The organism is Dyadobacter sp. BE31 (genome assembly GCF_031457695.1).
Taxonomy (GTDB): domain Bacteria; phylum Bacteroidota; class Bacteroidia; order Cytophagales; family Spirosomataceae; genus Dyadobacter.
On the sequence record NZ_JAVDXA010000003.1, the window covers coordinates 368,985 to 388,535 of the forward strand.

Below are 19,551 nucleotides of genomic sequence, written 5' to 3' on the forward strand. Positions count from 1 at the left end.
ATGAATTGGAATATCATTGATCAGCCGATTGCCCATGAGTGGGTTCGCGCGCTCTGCCTCACATTAATGCATTCGCTCTGGCAGGGACTTGTGGCCGCTATCGGGGCCGGGATCATCCTGCTTTGTACGCGTAAAAGCAAGCCCGCATTCCGCTATAATTTGCTGGCGCTCGTAATGCTGCTGTTTGTCGTCGGAACGGTGCTGACATTCAATCTGATGATAAGGGATAGTGGGGAAATCTCCGGTTCGGTGGTCGTTTTCTCCAAAGAATGGGGCGTTCCGACAACTTTTCAACACGCTGGCGATATTGCACTCGCGACTGCGGAAACGGATTGGATAATGAAGATAATGGCATTTTTCAACGCAAATGCACAAGTGATCGTAGCTGGCTGGTTCCTGGTTTTTGTGTTAAAATCAATACTGGCAGCGAGCGGCTTGTTGTACCTGAGAAAGGTCGCGCAGCAGGTTTCAACCCCGGAAATGAAATGGATCGTTCGGTTTTACGAGCTGGCCGAAAGGATGCGGATCGGACAGGAAGTGGAGCTACGCGAATCGGCGCAGGTGGCGGTACCGCTGGTGATCGGTTTTTTGAAGCCGGTGGTACTCGTGCCGCTCGGTATGCTGGCCAATCTACCGGCCGCCCAGGTGGAAGCCATTTTGCTGCATGAACTGGCGCACATCCGCCGCCGCGACTATTTGATCAACCTCGTACAGATATTCTGTGAAAATGTCTTTTTCTTCAATCCGGCTGTCTGGTGGATTTCCAGGCTGATCCGCGAAGAACGCGAGCATTGCTGCGACGATCTGGCGATCAGCGTCATGCAGAACAAAACATCGTTCATTCACGCGCTCGTCTCGTTTCAGGAGTATAATCAGTCGCGGCCGGCATTTGAAATGGCTTTTTCTAAAAAGCGTAACCATTTGCTGGACAGGATCAAACGCATTGTCAATAACAATAATAAATCACTAGATGCCATGGAAAAACTATTTGTAACATTCAGTCTGGCGGCGGCGATTGCGCTGTCGGCAGCCACCACGCCGGAGAAGCCGGTAACAGCCGGGAAAGCGCCTGCCGTGAAGGAAGTCCGGCTTAATGAGGTGAAACCGTTGTTAGGAGAGGTCAAGGCAGTACCATCGCCCAAAGCGCAAAATTCCTTCATACAGGAACCGGATACACTTCCGAAAAAGAAACTGCGGTCGGAAGGAATGGAAATACATTCCGCTAACGTGTATATGCCGCAGCAGGGAATCAGTACGTATAATGTTACACGTAACAATAAGCAGTACGAGATTGTGAAGCGGAACGGCAAGATTATCTCGCTCTTTGTCGACGATCAGGAAATAGCAGCGGAAAATTATGCGAAATACCAGCCGGAGATCGATAAAATCATGGTCGAGGTGAAAGCGCAGCACGAACTTGCCGAGAAACAGCGTGAAGAGGCCCAGGAGATGCGTAAGATCGCCGAAGAGCAGCGTCGGGTGGCCGAGAAGCAACGCGAAGAGGCCCAAGTGATGCGCCTGGAAGCTGAAAAGCAACGGGAACATGCCAGCCAGATGCGCCTGGATGCCAAGAAGCATCAGGAGTATGCAGATCAAATGCGCGTGAATGCGAATGCCAATCACGATCAGCTAGCCAAGGTGAGGGGAGAGGCCGAAAAAATGCGCGAGGCTGCGGAAGATATGCGCAAACAGGCCGAACTGATGCGCCGCGAAGCTGAGAAGCAACGGGAGCACGCCGACGAGCAGCGTGTGCAAGCCGAAGGGCAACGCAAACAAGCCGAAGAAATGCGGCGCGAGGCCGAAAAACAGCGCGAAGTTTATATGAAACGCCAGGAAGCTGTGATTGAAGAACTGACGGGTGCGGGGTTGGTGAAGGATAAGGATGAGCTGTCATTCAAACTGAGCGACGACGAGTTGATCGTCAACGGTGAAAAGCAATCCGCGGATTTGCACCAGAAGCTGAAAGCCAAATACCTGAATGACGGCGGCGACAAAAAATCGACCATGTACTACAACTATAACGGCAGATCAGGATATTCGACCAGGGCACGCTAGACTTGCCGTCGGCTATCATCAGTAAAACCGTTGCAGGAACGTGTTTAGTAGGAAGTTACCACGAACAACTTTCGAACGGCATGCATCGCAGGACATTTATCAAAAATTCATCCATTGCAATAGCCGGGACCGCATTAGCACCCGGTTTTGCTGTTTCAAACCTGGTTCTGGCGAGTCGGGTTAACCCGGGAGGGGCTGTTCCCGGGCAGTTTGCACAGAACAAACTGCCCAAATGGAAAGGCTTCAACCTGCTCGATTTCTTTGCTCCTGATCCGGCAAAAGGGCGTAAGGCAACTACCGAAGAGCAGTTTAAATGGATGGCCGACTGGGGTTTCGACTTTGTGCGTATCCCGATGGCCTATCCGGCCTACCTGAAATTCGACCGCAGTCGCAATATCACACCGGAAGAAGTCTACCAGATCGACGAGCAAGCCGTGGAGCGCATCGACAAGCTCGTAGCTGCCGCGCACAAACACAACATACACGTAAGCCTGAACCTGCACCGTGCGCCAGGGTACTGCGTTAATGCAGGTTTTAATGAGCCCTACAACCTTTGGACCGACCAGAAAGCGCTCGACGCATTCTGTTTTCACTGGAATATGTGGGCCAAAAGGTATAAGAATACCTCTCAGAAACGCATTAGTTTCGACTTACTTAATGAACCGAGCATGCGCGCCGATATGAACGACCAACATTCCAAACGGTCGTCGGTACCAGGCGATGTGTACCGGAAAATGGCGATCGCCGCGTCGGCGGCTATCAGAAAAGAGAATCCGGGCCATTTGATCATTGCCGACGGCAACGACGTAGGCACCTCTGTAATCCCCGAGCTGGCCGACCTTGACATCGCTCAAAGCTGCCGCGGGTACCATCCGGGCATTATCTCCCACTATAAAGCGCCCTGGGCCATGAAAGACCCCGATAATGCGCCGGAACCTAAATGGCCTGGACAGGTAGGAGACCAATATCTGAGCCGCGCAATGCTGGAAAAGTTCTACAAGCCCTGGATCGAGCTCGTCGGTAAGGGCGTAGGTGTACACTGCGGGGAATGCGGCTGCTGGAATAAGACGCCCCACGATGTTTTCCTGGCGTGGTTCAATGATGTGCTCGATATCCTTTCGTCCAACGGTATCGGCTTCTCATTATGGGAGTTCGCCGGAGATTTCGGCGTACTCGATTCACGGCGCGAAGACGTAGCCTACGAAGACTGGCACGGACATAAGCTGGACCGTAAGTTACTGACGCTGTTGATGAAGTATTGAGCTACTTATTCAACTCGGCGAGTAATCCCGGGATATTCAAGCTCTTCGTATACATTTCAATCGAGCCGTCGGGCAGGTATTGCCATTGGTCCTGAGGGCGGTCCCAATAGAGTTCGACGCCGTTGCCGTCGGGATCGTTCAGGTATAACGCCTCCGAAACACCGTGGTCGCTGGCGCCGGTGAGGGGATAATTGGCTTTCAAAAGGCGATTCAATGCAACGGCCAGGTCTTTCCGGGTAGGGTAGAGAATGGCCGTGTGGAACAAGCCGACGCCGTGGGCCGATGCGGGAGGCGCGCCTTTGCTGTACCAGGTGTTGAGCCCGATGTGGTGGTGATAACCACCGGCTGAAATGAACACCGCCTGGGTACCGTAGCGGGTGGTGATTTCGAAGCCCAGCAGGCCGCAATAGAAGTCAATGGCACGATCGAGATCGGCTACTTTGAGGTGGACATGGCCAATTTTCGTTTGGGCGGGTATGATATAGTTATCTGGTTCCATAGGAGGTAGAATGCGGTTTGTAAACAATCAATTTACATTCATTTGCGGTAAAAAATTCCGGGGGGCCGCTTTACAGTTAAATCAGTTAACCATTCAGGACATATTAATGAACCGCCGAGAAGCATTATCCTCGATCGCTGCCGTGAGCGCAGCAGGCATTGTTCCCGCCGAAGCCGCCAAAACCAAAGCTCAGCCATTTATTTATTCGCTCAATATGAGCACGCTGCGCGGGCAGAAACTCGGTTTCCGCAAGGAACTGGAAGTAGCGGCGAAGGCAGGTTATGGTTCTGTCGAGATCTGGATCAGCACTTTACAGGACTATCTTAAAGGCGGAGGCACGTTGCAGGAAGCTAAACGCATGATCGGTGATCTCGGGTTGAAAGTGGAGGATGCGATCGGCTTTGCGACCTGGATCGTGGACGACGAAACGGCACGTGCCAAGGCGTTGGACCAGCTGAAAGGTGAAATGGAGCAGCTAGCTGCCATTGGCTGCCCACGTGTGGCGGCCCCGCCCATGGGCGCCACCACCGGCGCTTCGCTTGATCTTGCCCGTGTAGCTGAGCGTTACCGTGCCATCCTTGAACTGGGCGACAAAACCGGCGTGGTACCGCATCTGGAACTATGGGGCTTCTCTAAAAACCTCAGTCGGGTGGGAGAGATACTGTATGTGGCGGTCGAATCGGGCCATCCCTCGGCGCGGTTGCTCATGGATGTATACCATTTGCACAAAGGTGGCTCCGGAATGGATGCCATTAAGGATGTAGGCAAGCCGTTGATCGAGATTTTCCACGTGAACGATTATCCCAAGACACCGCCGCGTGAGCAGATTACCGACGCGGACCGTGTATACGTGGGCGACGGTATTGCGCCTTGGAAAAATGTGATTCAAAGCCTCAAAAATCCCGAAAAGCCTATTATCCTGTCGTTTGAAGTATTTAATAAAGATTATTGGGCCCAGGATGCACTGGAGGTAGCCAAAACGAGCCTTGTGAAAATGAAGAAGATCGTCGAGGCGGCAGTATAGAAGAGCACAGGCCGGCGTTAAGCCGGCCTTTTTTATGAAATCAGCTTTTGCCCGAGCTGGTGATAGTCAAAGTATTTTCTGAGCAACAGGTTGATGAATCTTTTCAGATAAATTTCATTCAAAAAAACATTCGACCAGTTGTCGTACCGCTGCGACTGAATGCCCAGGTAAAAGAAATAGAGGCAGATTCCAAGCATGGGGATCAATCGTTTTTCTTCATCGCTCACGGGCGTAACCGACTCGTAGCCTTTCAGGAATTGCTCCGTTTTTAGTTCGCGTTCGGCATCATCTTTTTCCGTGGAGTGGATTTGGAGCATGTAATAGGCCATATCAAGGCATAACCAGCCGTTTCCGCAAAAGTCGAAATCGAAGAAAGTGATGCCCCCATCGGTTGTGACATTCATATTATCAAACCAGAGATCGAGATGGACGGCACCTTTTCGCAGCTGAGTTCGATCCGCATTCTGCAATTCACCGATGAGGTATTCCTGCACCGTTTTCATGTATTGCATTTCCTCGGTGTCGGCGGGCAGAAACTTGCTTAGTTGCCCAAGGGAGTCGATCAGCAACTCTTTTTCGGTGTAGGCCACGCGTTGCAGCGGGAAGTCTTTGGCCAGTAAATGCATTTCGGCCATGAGCTTTCCCACGCGATAATGCGTTTCCGAGTCGAAATTGAGCACCTTCTCACCTTCGGCAAAGGAGAATAGTACACCAAAACGCTCGCCTTCGGGCGCCTGGAAAGTATGTATGAATGCGTTGGCGAGGTCGGCAATGGGGTAGGAAACCGACACGCCATTTTGGCGCAAATACTCCAATAGGCGCAGTTCCTCCGAAATTTCCGTCCAGGTCCTCCATTGGAAACTGTAAACGCGGAAAATGTAACGTTTGTCCGAAGCGACGATCAGGTAAGTATCGCTGATTCCGGTTTTCAAGATCCGGCATTCAACCTGTTGTTCAGGGAAATAGTGCTTTTGAATAAAATCCCCCAGGTGAACGGGCGAAAGATTGGAATTCGAGACGGGGAAGATGTTCATGGCGTAAAGGCGATAGGGGCGGCAAAATTATGGATATATTTGCCTTGAACGTAACGCACTTTAAACAAAAATTTATGGCAGAGATCAAATTCAAGCTGGATAATCGCCGCCGCGGAGCTTTTTATGTGGAGGAAGATGGCAAACAGGTGGGTGAAATGGTGATCGGGTTAAGCGAAACCACATTGACCGTGTACCATACCGAGGTGGACCCGGCGATGGAAGGCCGCGGGCTGGCACGCAAAATGCTCGACGCGATGGTTGCCTATGCGCGTGAGCACGGGTTGCAGGTGCTGCCCCTGTGTGAATACGTGCACGGACAGTTCCGTCGTCATCCCGAGGAATTTGCAGATATCTGGCAAAAGCGATAATTCAGGCCGCCTCAGCGCGGTTGCGGGAGGTACACAATGAACGTGGCGCCCTTGCCTGGCTGGCTTTGGGCGGTAATATGGCCATGGTGGTTTTGCACCACCTTTTTACACAAAGCCAGGCCAATGCCCGAGCCCGAGAACTCGCTCCGCCCGTGCAGCCGCTGGAACATCTGGAAAATGCGGTCGAGGTAAATTTCGTCGAAGCCGATACCGTTGTCGATCACTTCGAGGCGGATGTAGGAATGATCCGGCAAAAGTTTTGGCAAAGTCGCCTTCTCAGCTGCGGTCACGGGCCGGTACGACAGCCTGACGATCGATTGTTGGTCAGGCAGCCGGTATTTGATCGCATTGCTGATCAGGTTTTGCATAAGCTGTGCAAGCTGCGAGCCATTTCCCCAGACAACGGGCAGGTCTTCAACGATGATATCGGTCTTTTGCTCCTGAATCGAAATTTCCAGGTCGGCCAGCACCGAATGCACGATCTCGCCCAGCCGCACTTCGTCGAATTCGCCCTCGCGCGTAGTCAGGCGCGAGTAGGCGAGCAGGTCGTCGATCATCGCTGACATTCTTTTTGATGCGTCCTGAATGCGGTTCAGCATATATTTGCCATTATCGTCGAGCTTTTCGGCGTAGGTCGAAAGCAGGCGTGAGCCGAACGACTGGATTTTCCGGAGCGGCTCCTGCATGTCGTGGCTGGCGGCATAAGCGAACTGTTGAAGGTTGTTATTGGAATTGACCAGTTCGATATTGGCCTGGTGCAACTCATCCGTGCGCTGGCCGACGCGCCTTTCCAGCTCGCTGGCCAGCTGCCGGTACCGTTCTTCACTCTGTTCGAGCTCCTGCCGGGATATCACCTGCTCGGTCACGTCCACGGCCATGTCCAGGATGGCATATACTTCGCCCTTTGAATTTTTTAGCGGCTTGTAGGTGTAATCGTAGTAGAATGTTTGCAGCCGGCCATCCACTACCAGGTCGGCCTTCGCCCCCTGTTCCGAATGCGCTTCGCCTGTTTTGTAAATACGGTCGAGGATGTCCAGAAAAGGCTGGCCTTCGAGCTCCGGCAATGCGTCCCGAAGCGGCTTGCCTATTACCGAGCGCCCCTTTCCCCACACTTTAAGCATTGCCTCGTTGGGAATATCGATCACCATATCTTCCCCGACAAACAATGCGGTAGCCACCGGTGCCTGTTCGATCAGGGTCCGTAGATGTTCTTCATTCACTTTCAGCCGCTGTTCCGATTCAATGCGGTCGGTGATGTCCATGACAATGCCGGACAGCGAAATGGCCTTGCCCATGCTGTCATACAAGTACCGCCCCAGTACCCGTACCCAATGCACGGAAGAGTTGTTCCAGATAAACCGCGCCTCGTACCGCAGTTCTCCGTTGTCCGCTGCTTCGGCGTAGGCTTGGTTGCGGATATCGACATCATCGGGATGGAGACTTGCGAGAAGAATATCCCGCGTCATATTGGCCGCCTCGCTACCGGTGATGATCCGCGCCATGGTGGGGGAGTAGATAATCTCGTTAGTGGCCAGGTCTACCATAAAAGATCCCGCTCCGGAGCCCTCGATGGTCATGGCTGCCTGTTGGTCGGCCCAGGCGATTTTCTCCTGGCCGGTAACCTCTGCCGTAATTTCGCGCGAGATGCCCGAGAAGCGATAGGGTGTGCCGGCCTGATCGAAATATGCCTGGCCGGTGCAATGCAACCAGCGGAGTTTGCGGTCGCTGGCGCCGATAACCCGGTAGCGGATATCGTAAAGAGATCTCACCGACGGATCGAGCGCGCGTTCGATGGATTCAATTACCCGGGCGCGGTCGTCGGGGTGGATAAATCGGACCAGGCTTTCATAATGCATTTCCGCATCGGCGGGATAGCCGTAGAGTTCTTTGCAGCGGTCGTTGAACAATGCCGTCCGATCGGCGGGGTTGAGGTTCCAGGTGCCGAGCTGGGCTGCCTGCATGGCGAATCGCAGACTCTCTTCGCTCTCCTCCCTTGCTTTATCTGATCGGAGCTGCTGGGAGATATCCATCATCGAGCCCACCATACGCACAGGCTTGCCTCCGCCCTGGATCGTGTATCCACGGTCGTGCACGTGCGCATACGAGCCGTCGGCCCGCCGGAACCGGTAGAAATTCGACCAGTTGCTTTCACCTTTATCGATGACCTGGTAAATCTTTTTCACCACCTGCTCCTGATCATCGGGATGAATGCGGTCGAACCAGGAGTTGGGCCCGCTTTCGATATCCTCGGGACGGTACCCGAAAATTTCCTGCATGCCCTCGTTCCACCATACCGTTCCTCTCGCCAGGTCCCAATCCCAGATCACGTCATGGGTAGCTTTTGCCACAAGTTTAAACCGCTCGATCGCCAGCAGCAGATCGTTCATAGGCTCGTTCAGGGTAGTATTACTCATTGATAAAAACTTGCTCAGGTTTACGTATGCGGCATTCAGAGGCAGTCACACGTTGTAAAAGTACGGATATTAGGTTAAAAGCAATGGTGGGTTACTTGCGGCGTCCGTCCAAGTAAAAATCTTCCCGAAATCGCTTTAACCTTCATCAGAAAAAAGCATACTAGCACTAAACCGACCGTGCCATGAGGAAACTACCATTCTACTTTGCCTGCGCTGCTTCTTTGGCCTTCGCCGGTTGTATCATGATCCAGCCTTCCAGGAAGCAGGTTTCGCTATTCGACGGAAAAACTTTCCGGGGATGGGAAGGAGACACGGTCAAAACCTGGAAAATCGAAAACGGCAGCATTGCCGGCGGCTCGCTGGAAGAGACAGTGCCCCATAACGAATTCCTATGTACGCGTAAGGAGTATTCTAATTTTATATTGAAGGTTAAATTTAAACTGACGGGCCATGAAGGTTTTATCAATACGGGCGTCCAGTTCCATAGCGTACGGCTGCAAAATCCGCCATACGAAATGACGGGCTATCAGGCCGACCTGGGTGATAAATATTGGGCGAGCCTTTACGATGAATCGAGACGGAATAAGACGCTGATTGCGCCCGACTCTGCATTGGTCGGGAAAATCGTGAAGCGGAACGATTGGAACAATTATGAAGTGCACAGCCGGAACGGCCACATCCAGCTTTTCCTGAACGGGACAAAAACGGTGGATTATACCGAACCTGATAAGTCCATTCCGCAAAAAGGGCTGATCGGCCTGCAAATTCACGGGGGAGGAAAAGCCAAGGTGTTTTATAAAGATATTATGATCGAAGAACTATAACGCAAAACCGGCGGCACCCCGGGAGCCGCCGGTTTTGTAATGTCGTTATTTCCAGATGCCCAACAACCGCCGGGCTACGACAATCTCCGCCAGGTGATAGGAGTTATGATCGGCGATCAGCATAGCTTCGCGAACGATATTCTGCCCGCTACCCCAGGGCAACGGACTGAAAAGGTCCTTGTTTTCATTTTGCAACAGCCGGAAAAAGCGTTGCTGGTCGTCGTTGATTTCCTTCACACTTTCTTCCCATTGCTGGTCACTTACGCTGTCGGTTGGCTCGGGCCAGTATTCGTCCGGCCAGATGAGCGTTTTGTAGTCCTTTGAGATCGAAAAATCGACAATATCCTTCTGAGCGATCCGGATATGCTCCATGAGCTGCCAGATACTGTACGGCAGGTTGTCGGGGATTACGGTGCGCAGGTGGGCCGGTATGCCGGCAAGCGCTTCATCGAGGGTAACGTGTGCATTTCCTCCCCTGATGAGGTCAGTCAGTTCATTAATCAGTTTTTTTCGCTGGTCGGCGTGCATGGAACGTTAGTTATTAGTAGGGTGGGGAATTCATCGGCAAAATGTACATATTTTTGATTTACCTGCGCAACAAATCCCGAATTGATTAAATTGGGAAGTCATCTTCTTAAACCTTTGAAATTCTTCAAATGAAGCCTAATCGCCGTAATTTTCTCAAAAATGTAACAGCTGCGTCTGCACTGTTAGCCACGGAAAGCATTGCCAAGCCTTTTCACATTATCAAGGACCTCAAAAAAATCAGTCCCAACGATAAGATCCGTTTCGCAACGATCGGAATGGGCATCCAGGGGCACAGCGACACCAAGGCTGCGCTGCGCAGCTCCCAGGACGTCGAGTTCGTAGCCGCCGCCGATCTGTACGATGGCCGCCTCACACGCGTGAAGGAGCTTTACGGAAAGGACATTTTCACAACGCGCGACTACCGCCAGATCCTGGAAAGAAAGGATATCGACGCCGTCCTCGTTGTAACGCCCGACCATTGGCATGACCACATTACCAAAGCCGCATTGCAGGCCGGTAAGAATGTGTACTGCGAAAAACCGATGGTACACCATATCAATGAGGGCCTGTCGGTGATCGAGGCCTGGAAGAAGTCCGGCAAAACGATGCAGGTTGGCAGCCAACGGATCAGCTCGGCTTCGTTTAAAGAGGCTAAGCGCCTTTTCCAGGCGGGTGAAATCGGCGAGATCAACTATGTCGAGTCCAATAACGACCGTTTCAATGCCATTGGCGCATGGAACTACTCCATTCCGACCGACGCCTCGCCGAGTACCGTGGATTGGGATACCTATCTCGGCGACGCGCCCAAGCGAGCATTCGATGCGAAGCGCTTTTTCCGTTGGAGAAACTACCAGGATTATGGTACCGGCGTGGGCGGGGATCTTTTTGTGCACCTTATCACCGGTGTGCATTTTGTGACCAATTCGCTTGGTCCCGAGCGCGTGATGTCGTCCGGCGAGCTTAGCTACTGGAAAGACGGCCGCGATGTGCCCGATGTGCTGGTGTCTATCCTGGATTACCCCAAAACCGATATTCATGCGAATTTCCAGATGGTGCTCCGTGTGAACTTTGCGAATGCGGGTGCTATTGCCAACAATACCCGTATCATCGGCACCGAGGGCCAGATTGAATTTACCGAAAACAACCTGGTACTCACCAAAAAGAAACTGCCGAAAGCGCCCGGCATGGGAGGCTACGACAGCTTCAATACCTTCTCGGAAGCGCAGCAAAAGGAGTTTAAGAAACAATACGATGCCCAGTACCCGGAAGATACCCGGAAAGCGGAACCCGTGAAAGAAGTGCGGTTCGAAGCCCCGAAAGAGGACGATGCGCATGCTAACCATTTCAGGGATTTCTTCGAAAACGTGAAGAAAGGCAGTGTGGGAACGGTCGAAGACCCGGTATTCGGCTTTCGCGCAGCAGCCCCGGTGCTGGCGTGTAATGAAAGCTATTTCAGCAAAAAGATCGTCCATTGGGACCCTGTCGCAATGAAAATGAAGAAGAAATAAAAACCTTCATACCGGGCGGGAGATGCACAACATCTCCCGCTTTTGTTATTTCAACCCAAATCCAACTGTTTCTGGTATGAAGATCATTTCTACGATCGCTTTGGCTGCCATGCTGGCCATCCCGGCGCTTGCCCAGACGGGGAAGGTGCTCGATAACCTGTCGTTGCCCTCCAAGTTGCTCAAATCCGAAAGGAGGTTTGCCGTTTACCTGCCGCCCGATTACGCGACTTCCGAGCGGAGCTACCCCGTAATGTACCTGCTGCATGGCGCCGGCGACGATCACACGGGTTGGGTACAGTTTGGCGAAGTGCTGCACATTGCCGACAAAGCGATTGCCGAAGGCAAGGCCACGCCGATGATTATAGTCATGCCGGATGCGAACACGGGTAGGAGAGGGTATTTCAATGATGTGAAGGGCGACTGGAACTACGAGGACTTTTTCTTCACCGAGCTGATGCCTTACGTCGAGAAGAAATTCCGCATTAAAGGTGAAAAGCGTTTCAGGGCTATTGCCGGGCTCTCAATGGGCGGCGGCGGGAGCTTTATGTACGCATTGCACCACCCCGAGCTGTTTTCGTCGGCCTGTCCGCTCAGCGCATCCACCGGCCCGATTACCCTGGACGATGCCAAAAAGAACCTGATCAGAAACAACCCGAATATCGCCGATTCGACAGTCGAGAGATATTATAACCGGCACAGCGCGCTGGCGTTGATCAGCAACATCGCCGAAGATCAGAAAAAGGCGGTTCGCTGGTATATCGATTGCGGAGATGATGACTTTCTGTACGAAGGGAATAGCCTCGTTCACATTGCATTACGTAAAAAAGAAGTGCCGCATGAGTTCCGTGTACGTGAGGGCGGGCACACATGGACCTACTGGCGCGAGTCATTGCCGGAGGTGCTGGCATTTGTTTCCCAGGCATTTCACCAGTATTGATCGCCATGGTACAGGACGTTTTACCAGGCATCAAGCAGTTTGACCTTACCGGAAAGGTCGCCATTGTCACGGGAGGCTCGAAGGGCCTTGGGCTGGCGATGGCGGCTGGTCTGGCTTCCGCGGGCTGTGCTATTTTGTTGGTCAACCGGAGCGCGGTCGACGGTGAACGGAGTGCCGCTGAGCTGTGCATTTCTTTCGGTACGCGCGTGCTTTCCTACGCTGCGGATATTACCCGTGAAGAGCAGGTGCATGCAATGGTCGCTTTTGCGCTGGAAAGTTTCGGGAAGATCGACATTCTCATCAACAGTGCCGGGATCAATATCCGCGGCCCGATCGACGAGTTGTCTACGGCCGATTTTAAGCACGTGATGGATGTGAACGTAACCGGCACGTGGCTGGCATGCCGGGCTGTTGCGCCGCATATGAAAGCGCAGCACAGTGGCCGCATAATCAACCTGGCGAGTACGCTGGGACTTGTGGGGCTTGCCAACCGCACACCCTACACAGCCAGCAAAGGGGCCATCGTGCAAATGACCCGCGCACTGGCGTTGGAGCTCGCACCTTACGACATCATGGTGAACGCCATATGTCCCGGCCCGTTCCTGACCGAGATGAATATTCCGATCGCCGAGAGTGACGATGCCCGTGACATTATCCTAGGTGCAACCGCGCTCCGTCGATGGGGGCATCTGCATGAAATTCAGGGTGCTGCCATATTTCTGGCCAGCGACGCGGCCAGCTACATGGTGGGTTCCATCCTCACCGTCGATGGCGGATGGACGGCCCGTTAATCGTTTTTTAATCTTATAAAATATAATTTTTAAAAGATTTGATCGTTTACGCACACGCATTTGCGGGCGAAGCTGCAAAAATCAGGTAAGTTTCTGCAAAATTGTTATTACTATCTTATAAATGCCGTTTCCATGCAATGGGGGCGGTTTTTTGTTGCCCATCCAACTAGTTGCTGCGTATAGAGGCCGGTTACGAGTATACGTTAAGTAACTAGTGGTTATTTTTCAAGAAAACATATTCAGAAAGCAGGAATGCTTGTTTATGTAAATAATTTCATATCTTTTTGTACATCCGGTTACTCATACAGTCCGCCTCGGTACTGCCGGATTACGAAATATAACATTTTCGAGTTTAGCTCCCCTGTCAAGTACAAATAAATCGCCCACCGGTTACGAGCGATATTTTAGAAATAGGATTTTAGAAATTATAAGTAAGACAAATTGTGTATGGTAGACACTTCTCTGACTTGTTGAAAAACAAGGGCTTATGCATGAAACCCAGTTGTAATATCTTTTCATTTTTTTATAATTTTTTTAACTATCTACTATCTATCTATACTTAATCTATGATGATTTCTGAACGGGAAAAGTACCGTAGCCTAACGCGGTATTTTTACTCCCTTCTGTTGACCTTACTGGTCATGACTGGTGCGTACGCTCAGGACGTAACGGTGAAGGGAAAAGTGAATGATGAGCAGGGGCAGGGACTGCCCGGAGTGAGCGTCCTGGTAAAAGGGACATCGACAGGTACGGTAACGGACATCGAGGGTAACTATACTGTGAATGCGCCGGGTACGGCAACGCTCGTGTTTTCTTTCATCGGGTACATTACACAGGAGATCCCGCTGGGCAATAAAACCAGCCTGGATGTGAAAATGGCAACGGATACCAAAGCATTAGACGAGGTCGTGGTCGTGGGTTATGGTACTGCCAAGAAAGCAACCCTGACCGGTTCGGTGACTGCCGTGAAAGGTGCAGAGCTTCAAAAAGCGCCTTCAACTAACCTCTCCAACACATTGGGCGGTCGCTTGCCGGGTGTTTCTGCGGTACAAGCGAGCGGTGAGCCAGGTTACGACGGCTCGGCGATCCGTATCCGCGGTACCAACTCCCTCGGTAACAGCAATGCGCTGATCGTGGTGGATGGTGTGCCTAACCGTTCCGGTGGTCTCGACCGTTTGAACCCGGCCGACATTGAGAGTATTTCGGTACTGAAAGATGCCGCTGCGGCGATTTACGGTTCGCGTGCGGGTAACGGGGTAATCCTGATCACCACGAAACGCGGAAAGAGCGGTAAACCACAGCTTTCTTACGACCTCAACCTGGGGATAGCCCAGCCAACCCGCACACCGCAGATGTCGAATGCAGCGGAGTATGCGACTATCCGTAACGAATTGCAGATCTACGACAACCTGCCCGTAGGACAATGGCAGGGTGCATTGCAAGGATTTAATACCAATGGCGCGTATACCCGTACCGACAACGGAAACGTGCTGAATGCGGTGTTTACCCCAACCGACATTCAGAAATTCCGCGACGGTTCCGATCCGCTGACCCACCCTAACACCGACTGGTATGGCGCGGTAATCCGCAACTGGTCGCCGCAGCAGCGCCACAACCTGCAATTAACGGGCGGTAGCGAGAATATCAAGTACCTTGCTTCATTGGGTTATATCAACCAGGATGGTAACTATGTGAACTCCGCGACAGGTTACAAGCAGTACGACATGCGTGTGAACCTCGATACGAAGATCAACAAATACGTAACTGCTAAGCTGGGCGTGGTTATGCGTGAGGAGTTCCGCCGCTTCCCCAACGGGGGTGGCGCGGGCGATATCTTCCGTATGCTCATGCGCGGAAAGCCTACCGAAATCGCGATCTGGCCTGACGGACGCCCTGGGCCCGATATCGAGAACGGACAGAACCCGGCCGTTATCACAACCAACACGACCGGCTATAACAACGACAAGCGTGACTATATTCAGACCAACGGCCAGCTGGACATCGATGTGCCTGGTGTACCGGGCTTGAAAGTGACAGCAATGGCGGCTATTGATAAGCAAATGCGTCGTCAGAAGTCGTTCCAGAAGCCATGGACGCTTTATTACTGGGATAAAAAGACCTACGAAGCAGATGGCACGACTCCCTTGCTGACAGGAACTGTGCGTTCGACATTCAACGATCCGCGTTTGACAGAAACTTCTTCGCAGGAGCTTTCGATCCAATTGACCGGCCAGGCTTCTTACGAGAAGACATTCGGCTCACACAGCTTCAATGCAATGGTAGGTGCGCAGCGCGAGACTGTTGATGCCGACGGTTTCTTCGCTTACCGCCGCTATTTCATCTCTCCGGTTGTAGACCAGCTTTTTGCGGGTGGTACGCCTGAGCAGAACATCGGTAACTCGGGTACCAACAATGGTGATTTGTACAAACGCGCACGTTTGAGCTACTTTGGTCGCGTGGGCTACAACTTTAAAGAGAAATACCTCGCCGAGTTCCTGTGGCGTGCGGATGGTTCTTACGTGTTCCCGAAACAAGGCCGTTTCGGTTTCTTCCCGGGGGTATCGGCCGGTTGGCGTATTTCAGAAGAAGGCTTCTGGAAAAACAATATCCACTTCGTGAACAACGTGAAATTGCGTGCTTCGTGGGGACAAATGGGTGCTGAGCCGTACTTGCTCGGTACCGAAAACCTGGCCGAATACCAATACCTGAATACGATGGGCTTCGGTACTTACATCGTGAACGATCAGGTGGTAAAAACGCTGCTTGAATCGCGCGTGGCGAACAATAACTTTACCTGGGAGGTAGCCAACAACTCCAACTTCGGTATTGAAGGTACTTTGTGGAAGGACCGTATCGCATTTGAAATCGACTACTTTGTTAACAACCGTTCGAAAATCCTGATCCCGATGACGGGTTCAACGCCTTCGTCGGCAGGTATCGACGGCAAGCTTCCTCCTGTAAACCTGGGTAAGCTGCAAAACAAAGGTTTTGAATTCAAGATTAGCTACGATGGCTCTGTCGACAACTTTACCTACTCGGTGGGTGTGAATGGTGGTTATGCTAAAAACACAATCAAATACTGGAACGAAACGCCGGGTATTCCTTCTTATCAGACGACTACCGGCCGCCCTTACCAGGCGTTCCTTGCATACCAATATGACGGTGTTTTCCGCGACCAAGCTGAAATCGATGCCAATACAATCAATTACTCCGGTATTACAGGTACGCTTCGTCCGGGCGACATGAAGTTCAAGGATGTAAACAATGATGGTAAAATCACCAAGGATGATATGGTCCGTTCGGAAAAAACCAACCGTCCGCAATTCACCGGTGGTGTAAACATCAACCTCGGCTACAAAGCATTTGACCTGACGATCCTGTTCCAGGGCGCTGCGGGTGGTTTGCAATATGTAGGCCAGACCGAATCGGGTGACATTGGTAACTATTTGAAATACGCTTACGACCACCGCTGGACGATCGACAACCCAAGCTCGACAGACCCGCGTTTGGCTAACCGTAACAATACCTACTATACCAACCTCACCAACGCGGATTCACCAGGGGCAAACACTTATTACCTGAAAAGCAACAATTACCTGCGTTTGAAAAACATCGAGCTGGGTTATAACCTGCCTTCGGAAATCGGTTCGAAAATCGGTGTAGGTAACCTGCGTGTGTATGTAAACGGATTGAACCTGTTCACGATCGACAAGATCAAGATCTGGGACCCGGAAGCGACTTCTACCAACGGACAATACTATCCGCAGTCGCGAGTTCTTAATGCAGGTGTACGTGTAACTTTCTAAGACTTTAAAAATGAAACTGAGTTATAAAAATTGGATTTTTCTGGCGGCGCTGGCCACAACCGGGCTGGTGTCGTGCGACACTGACTTTTTGGATGTAACGCCTCCCATCGAAATTCCTACCGATGAGGTCTGGAAAGACGGTGCATTGGCCGAAGGATTTGTGACAGGTATTTACCAGGGTTTGCAGCAAGGCGGTTTCAGCGAACAAATGCTTGCCTCGCTGAGTGACGAAGCGGTATTTACCCACACGGGCCGGAATATCAACACGGTGAACGAAGGTAGTTTGAGCCCCTCCAACCTTGGCTGGGTGGATGATACCTACGGATGGGGGCCTATGTACACCCGTATCCGCGCCGCCAACCAGGCGATCCAGGAGTTGCCGAAGTCTACTTTCACGGACCAGACTTTGAAAGACCGCTTGAAAGGGGAGGCACACTTCCTGCGTGCTTACTACTATCAGCAGTTGGTGCGCTACTACGGTTCGGTGCCTCTGGTCACCAAAGTATATGCATTGAATGAAGATTATTCTGTAACCCGGAACACCTTCGAGGAGTGTGTGAAGTTTATCGTGGCCGATTGCGATAGCGCCGCTGCATTGCTGAAAGGCAAGGCAGATCAGAAAGGACGTGCTTCGGAAGTGTCTGCATTGGCGCTGAAATCGCGGATTTTGTTGTACGCTGCGAGCGACCTGCACGATGTTCCCACTGCCAAAGCGAAGTCCGCATTGTTTGCTGCCTATCCAAATCCCGAGTTCCTGGGCTACACCAGCGGCGACCGCAAGGCACGTTGGACAGCCGCACAGGCTGCTGCGAAAGCTGCATTGGACCTGAAAGCAGGCTACAAACTTAACCTGACAGCTCCTGTTACCGCTGCGCAAGGTAAGATCAACTACATTTCCATGGCCATGGCCGGATACAGCGCCGATAAAACGCTGGATGCTTCCGGTGGAGACGACATCATTTTTGGTCGTTATTTCACAGCCAGCCAGACATCGGATGGTGCGCGCCAGACCGGTTTGAACAATGGCCCTAACGGCTACCACAACTGGGCTGGTAATACGCCGATCGGTTTGCTCGTGGATGACTATGAAATGATGGATGGAACCCCATTCGCATGGACCAACCCTACGCACAAAGCTAATCCTTACGCGAACCGCGATCCACGTTTCTACGCGACTGTGATGTATGATGGTGCCAACTGGAAACCGCGTCCTTCCGATGCGAAAGACCCCGCTAACCAGATTCAGACCGGTTCTTATGATTTGCTTGACGAAAAAGGTACATTATTCAACCGCAAAGGATTGGATACCCGCAGCAGCACAATCGAAGACTGGAACGGTAGCCGTACCGGTTACTATATGCGCAAGTTCATCGATCCGAACCCTGCATTGTACGACAACACCGACCGTCAGAACATTCCATGGCCGTTCTTCCGCGTAACCGAGGTGGTATTCAACTACATCGAGGCGAGCATTGAATTGGGCCAGGATGCGGTTGCATTGGAGTGGTTGAACAAGATCCGTTTCCGCGCGGGTATGCCAGCCTTGAAAGTTTCGGGCGCTGCTTTGAAAGAAGCTTACCGTCATGAAAAACGCATTGAAATGGCTTACGAAGAGCAGCGCTACCACGATGCACGTCGCTGGATGATCGCTCCGACCACTTTGGGCCGTTCGTTGCAGTTCATTACCGTAATCGGTAAGTTCAAGCCAGGTAAGTCGATGAAAGAGCCGTATCACTACGATCCGACCGTTTACGATTATACCTACACTCCGACGGAGGATAAATCGCATGAGAACCGTACGTGGGTAGACAAGATGTATTTCCGTCCGTTCAGCCGCGACGAAATCAACCGTAATGCGAAACTGGTTCAAAATCCTGGTTACGACAAGTAACAGGTGAGAAGCAAACCATTTGATCACTGCCCGTGCTGTTACAGTACGGGCAGTTTTCGTTATTGAGGGTTTTTGAAGACAAATTCCCACAAAACGTGGATTTAGGTAAACACTATTAAACTAATAGGATATTTGTAATCTACTCAAAATCAATAAATTGTAAATTTTGGCATAATCCTGTTGACACAAATGGGCACAGTGCGAATGCACGAGGTCAAAAACATTAATAGTTGTCTAAAAAACAAGGATTATGAAAAAGCTAGTAGTATCGGCATTTGCCCTGGCGCTCATCTCGTTTACTTCCGTTCAGGCCCAGACGTCCAGTCAGGCGACGGCTGATCATTCAGCACATCAGGAAGCGGTGGCACAGAAAACAACGAAGGCAGACCAAAAGGAGAAAGTGGCCGTGAAAACGGAAGATCTGCCCGAAGGAATTCAGAAGACAATCAAAAGCGACGACTTTAAAGGCTGGACGGTGAAGAAGGCATTTCTGGTAACCGAGCCCGACAAAGCCCAGTATTATGAATTACAAGTAGCGAACGGCAAGGAAAATGCCCTCGTGAAACTCGATAAAGACGGAAGAAATGTAGGATAACCATAGTATTCCTTC

At 51.7% G+C, this 19,551-nt stretch carries 15 protein-coding genes; 11 read left to right on the plus strand and 4 right to left on the minus strand.

Features of this window, described 5'->3' with window-relative positions:
• Positions 1-2,055, plus strand: a complete 2,055-nt coding sequence (locus tag J2Y43_RS17265) for a M56 family metallopeptidase (protein WP_309984921.1) — start codon at positions 1-3, stop codon at positions 2,053-2,055.
• 80 nt (positions 2,056-2,135) lie between these two features.
• On the plus strand, positions 2,136-3,317 hold the full coding sequence (locus J2Y43_RS17270) for a cellulase family glycosylhydrolase (protein WP_309984923.1): 1,182 nt from the start codon (positions 2,136-2,138) through the stop codon (positions 3,315-3,317).
• Position 3,318: 1 nt separating this feature from the next.
• On the opposite strand, the gene J2Y43_RS17275 is transcribed toward J2Y43_RS17270, so the two are convergent.
• Complete coding sequence (locus J2Y43_RS17275) at positions 3,319-3,816, minus strand: VOC family protein (RefSeq protein ID WP_309984925.1); 498 nt, start codon at positions 3,814-3,816, stop codon at positions 3,319-3,321.
• A gap of 106 nt (positions 3,817-3,922) precedes the next feature.
• Here J2Y43_RS17275 and J2Y43_RS17280 point away from each other — a divergent pair, with 106 nt between their 5' ends.
• Positions 3,923-4,840 carry a sugar phosphate isomerase/epimerase family protein gene (locus tag J2Y43_RS17280; protein ID WP_309984927.1) on the plus strand — a complete coding sequence of 306 codons (918 nt, stop codon included), beginning with the start codon at positions 3,923-3,925 and terminating at the stop codon, positions 4,838-4,840.
• A 32-nt stretch (positions 4,841-4,872) separates the two neighbouring features.
• On the opposite strand, the gene J2Y43_RS17285 is transcribed toward J2Y43_RS17280, so the two are convergent.
• Complete coding sequence (locus J2Y43_RS17285) at positions 4,873-5,874, minus strand: phosphotransferase (RefSeq protein ID WP_309984929.1); 1,002 nt, start codon at positions 5,872-5,874, stop codon at positions 4,873-4,875.
• 29 nt (positions 5,875-5,903) lie between these two features.
• On the opposite strand from J2Y43_RS17285, the gene J2Y43_RS17290 reads away from it, so the two are divergent.
• The gene (locus tag J2Y43_RS17290) at positions 5,904-6,242 is read left to right on the plus strand and encodes a GNAT family N-acetyltransferase (protein ID WP_106595193.1); all 339 of its coding nucleotides are present in this window, start codon (positions 5,904-5,906) and stop codon (positions 6,240-6,242) included.
• Between the two features lie 11 nt (positions 6,243-6,253).
• Here J2Y43_RS17290 and J2Y43_RS17295 read toward each other — a convergent pair whose 3' ends face one another.
• Positions 6,254-8,656 (minus strand): PAS domain-containing protein, encoded by a 2,403-nt coding sequence (locus tag J2Y43_RS17295; protein ID WP_309984932.1) that lies wholly within the window; start codon positions 8,654-8,656, stop codon positions 6,254-6,256.
• A 182-nt stretch (positions 8,657-8,838) separates the two neighbouring features.
• Here J2Y43_RS17295 and J2Y43_RS17300 point away from each other — a divergent pair, with 182 nt between their 5' ends.
• Positions 8,839-9,480 carry a DUF1080 domain-containing protein gene (locus J2Y43_RS17300; protein WP_309984934.1) on the plus strand — a complete coding sequence of 214 codons (642 nt, stop codon included), beginning with the start codon at positions 8,839-8,841 and terminating at the stop codon, positions 9,478-9,480.
• A gap of 45 nt (positions 9,481-9,525) precedes the next feature.
• Here the strand turns inward: J2Y43_RS17300 and J2Y43_RS17305 are convergent, their stop codons facing one another.
• The gene (locus J2Y43_RS17305; protein ID WP_309984935.1) at positions 9,526-10,008 is read right to left on the minus strand and encodes a DinB family protein; all 483 of its coding nucleotides are present in this window, start codon (positions 10,006-10,008) and stop codon (positions 9,526-9,528) included.
• 128 nt (positions 10,009-10,136) lie between these two features.
• On the opposite strand from J2Y43_RS17305, the gene J2Y43_RS17310 reads away from it, so the two are divergent.
• From J2Y43_RS17310 to J2Y43_RS17335, 6 genes are all read left to right on the plus strand, one after another.
• Complete coding sequence (locus tag J2Y43_RS17310) at positions 10,137-11,516, plus strand: Gfo/Idh/MocA family oxidoreductase (protein ID WP_309984937.1); 1,380 nt, start codon at positions 10,137-10,139, stop codon at positions 11,514-11,516.
• 76 nt (positions 11,517-11,592) lie between these two features.
• Positions 11,593-12,453 (plus strand): alpha/beta hydrolase-fold protein, encoded by an 861-nt coding sequence (locus J2Y43_RS17315; protein ID WP_309984939.1) that lies wholly within the window; start codon positions 11,593-11,595, stop codon positions 12,451-12,453.
• A gap of 5 nt (positions 12,454-12,458) precedes the next feature.
• Entirely contained in the window at positions 12,459-13,244 is a 786-nt protein-coding gene (locus J2Y43_RS17320; RefSeq protein WP_309984941.1) for a glucose 1-dehydrogenase, read from the plus strand.
• A gap of 566 nt (positions 13,245-13,810) precedes the next feature.
• The gene (locus J2Y43_RS17325; RefSeq protein WP_309984943.1) at positions 13,811-17,050 is read left to right on the plus strand and encodes a TonB-dependent receptor; all 3,240 of its coding nucleotides are present in this window, start codon (positions 13,811-13,813) and stop codon (positions 17,048-17,050) included.
• Positions 17,051-17,060: 10 nt separating this feature from the next.
• The gene (locus tag J2Y43_RS17330) at positions 17,061-18,941 is read left to right on the plus strand and encodes a RagB/SusD family nutrient uptake outer membrane protein (RefSeq protein ID WP_309984945.1); all 1,881 of its coding nucleotides are present in this window, start codon (positions 17,061-17,063) and stop codon (positions 18,939-18,941) included.
• Between the two features lie 250 nt (positions 18,942-19,191).
• Positions 19,192-19,536 (plus strand): hypothetical protein, encoded by a 345-nt coding sequence (locus J2Y43_RS17335; protein WP_309984947.1) that lies wholly within the window; start codon positions 19,192-19,194, stop codon positions 19,534-19,536.
• Positions 19,537-19,551: the final 15 nt, after the last annotated feature.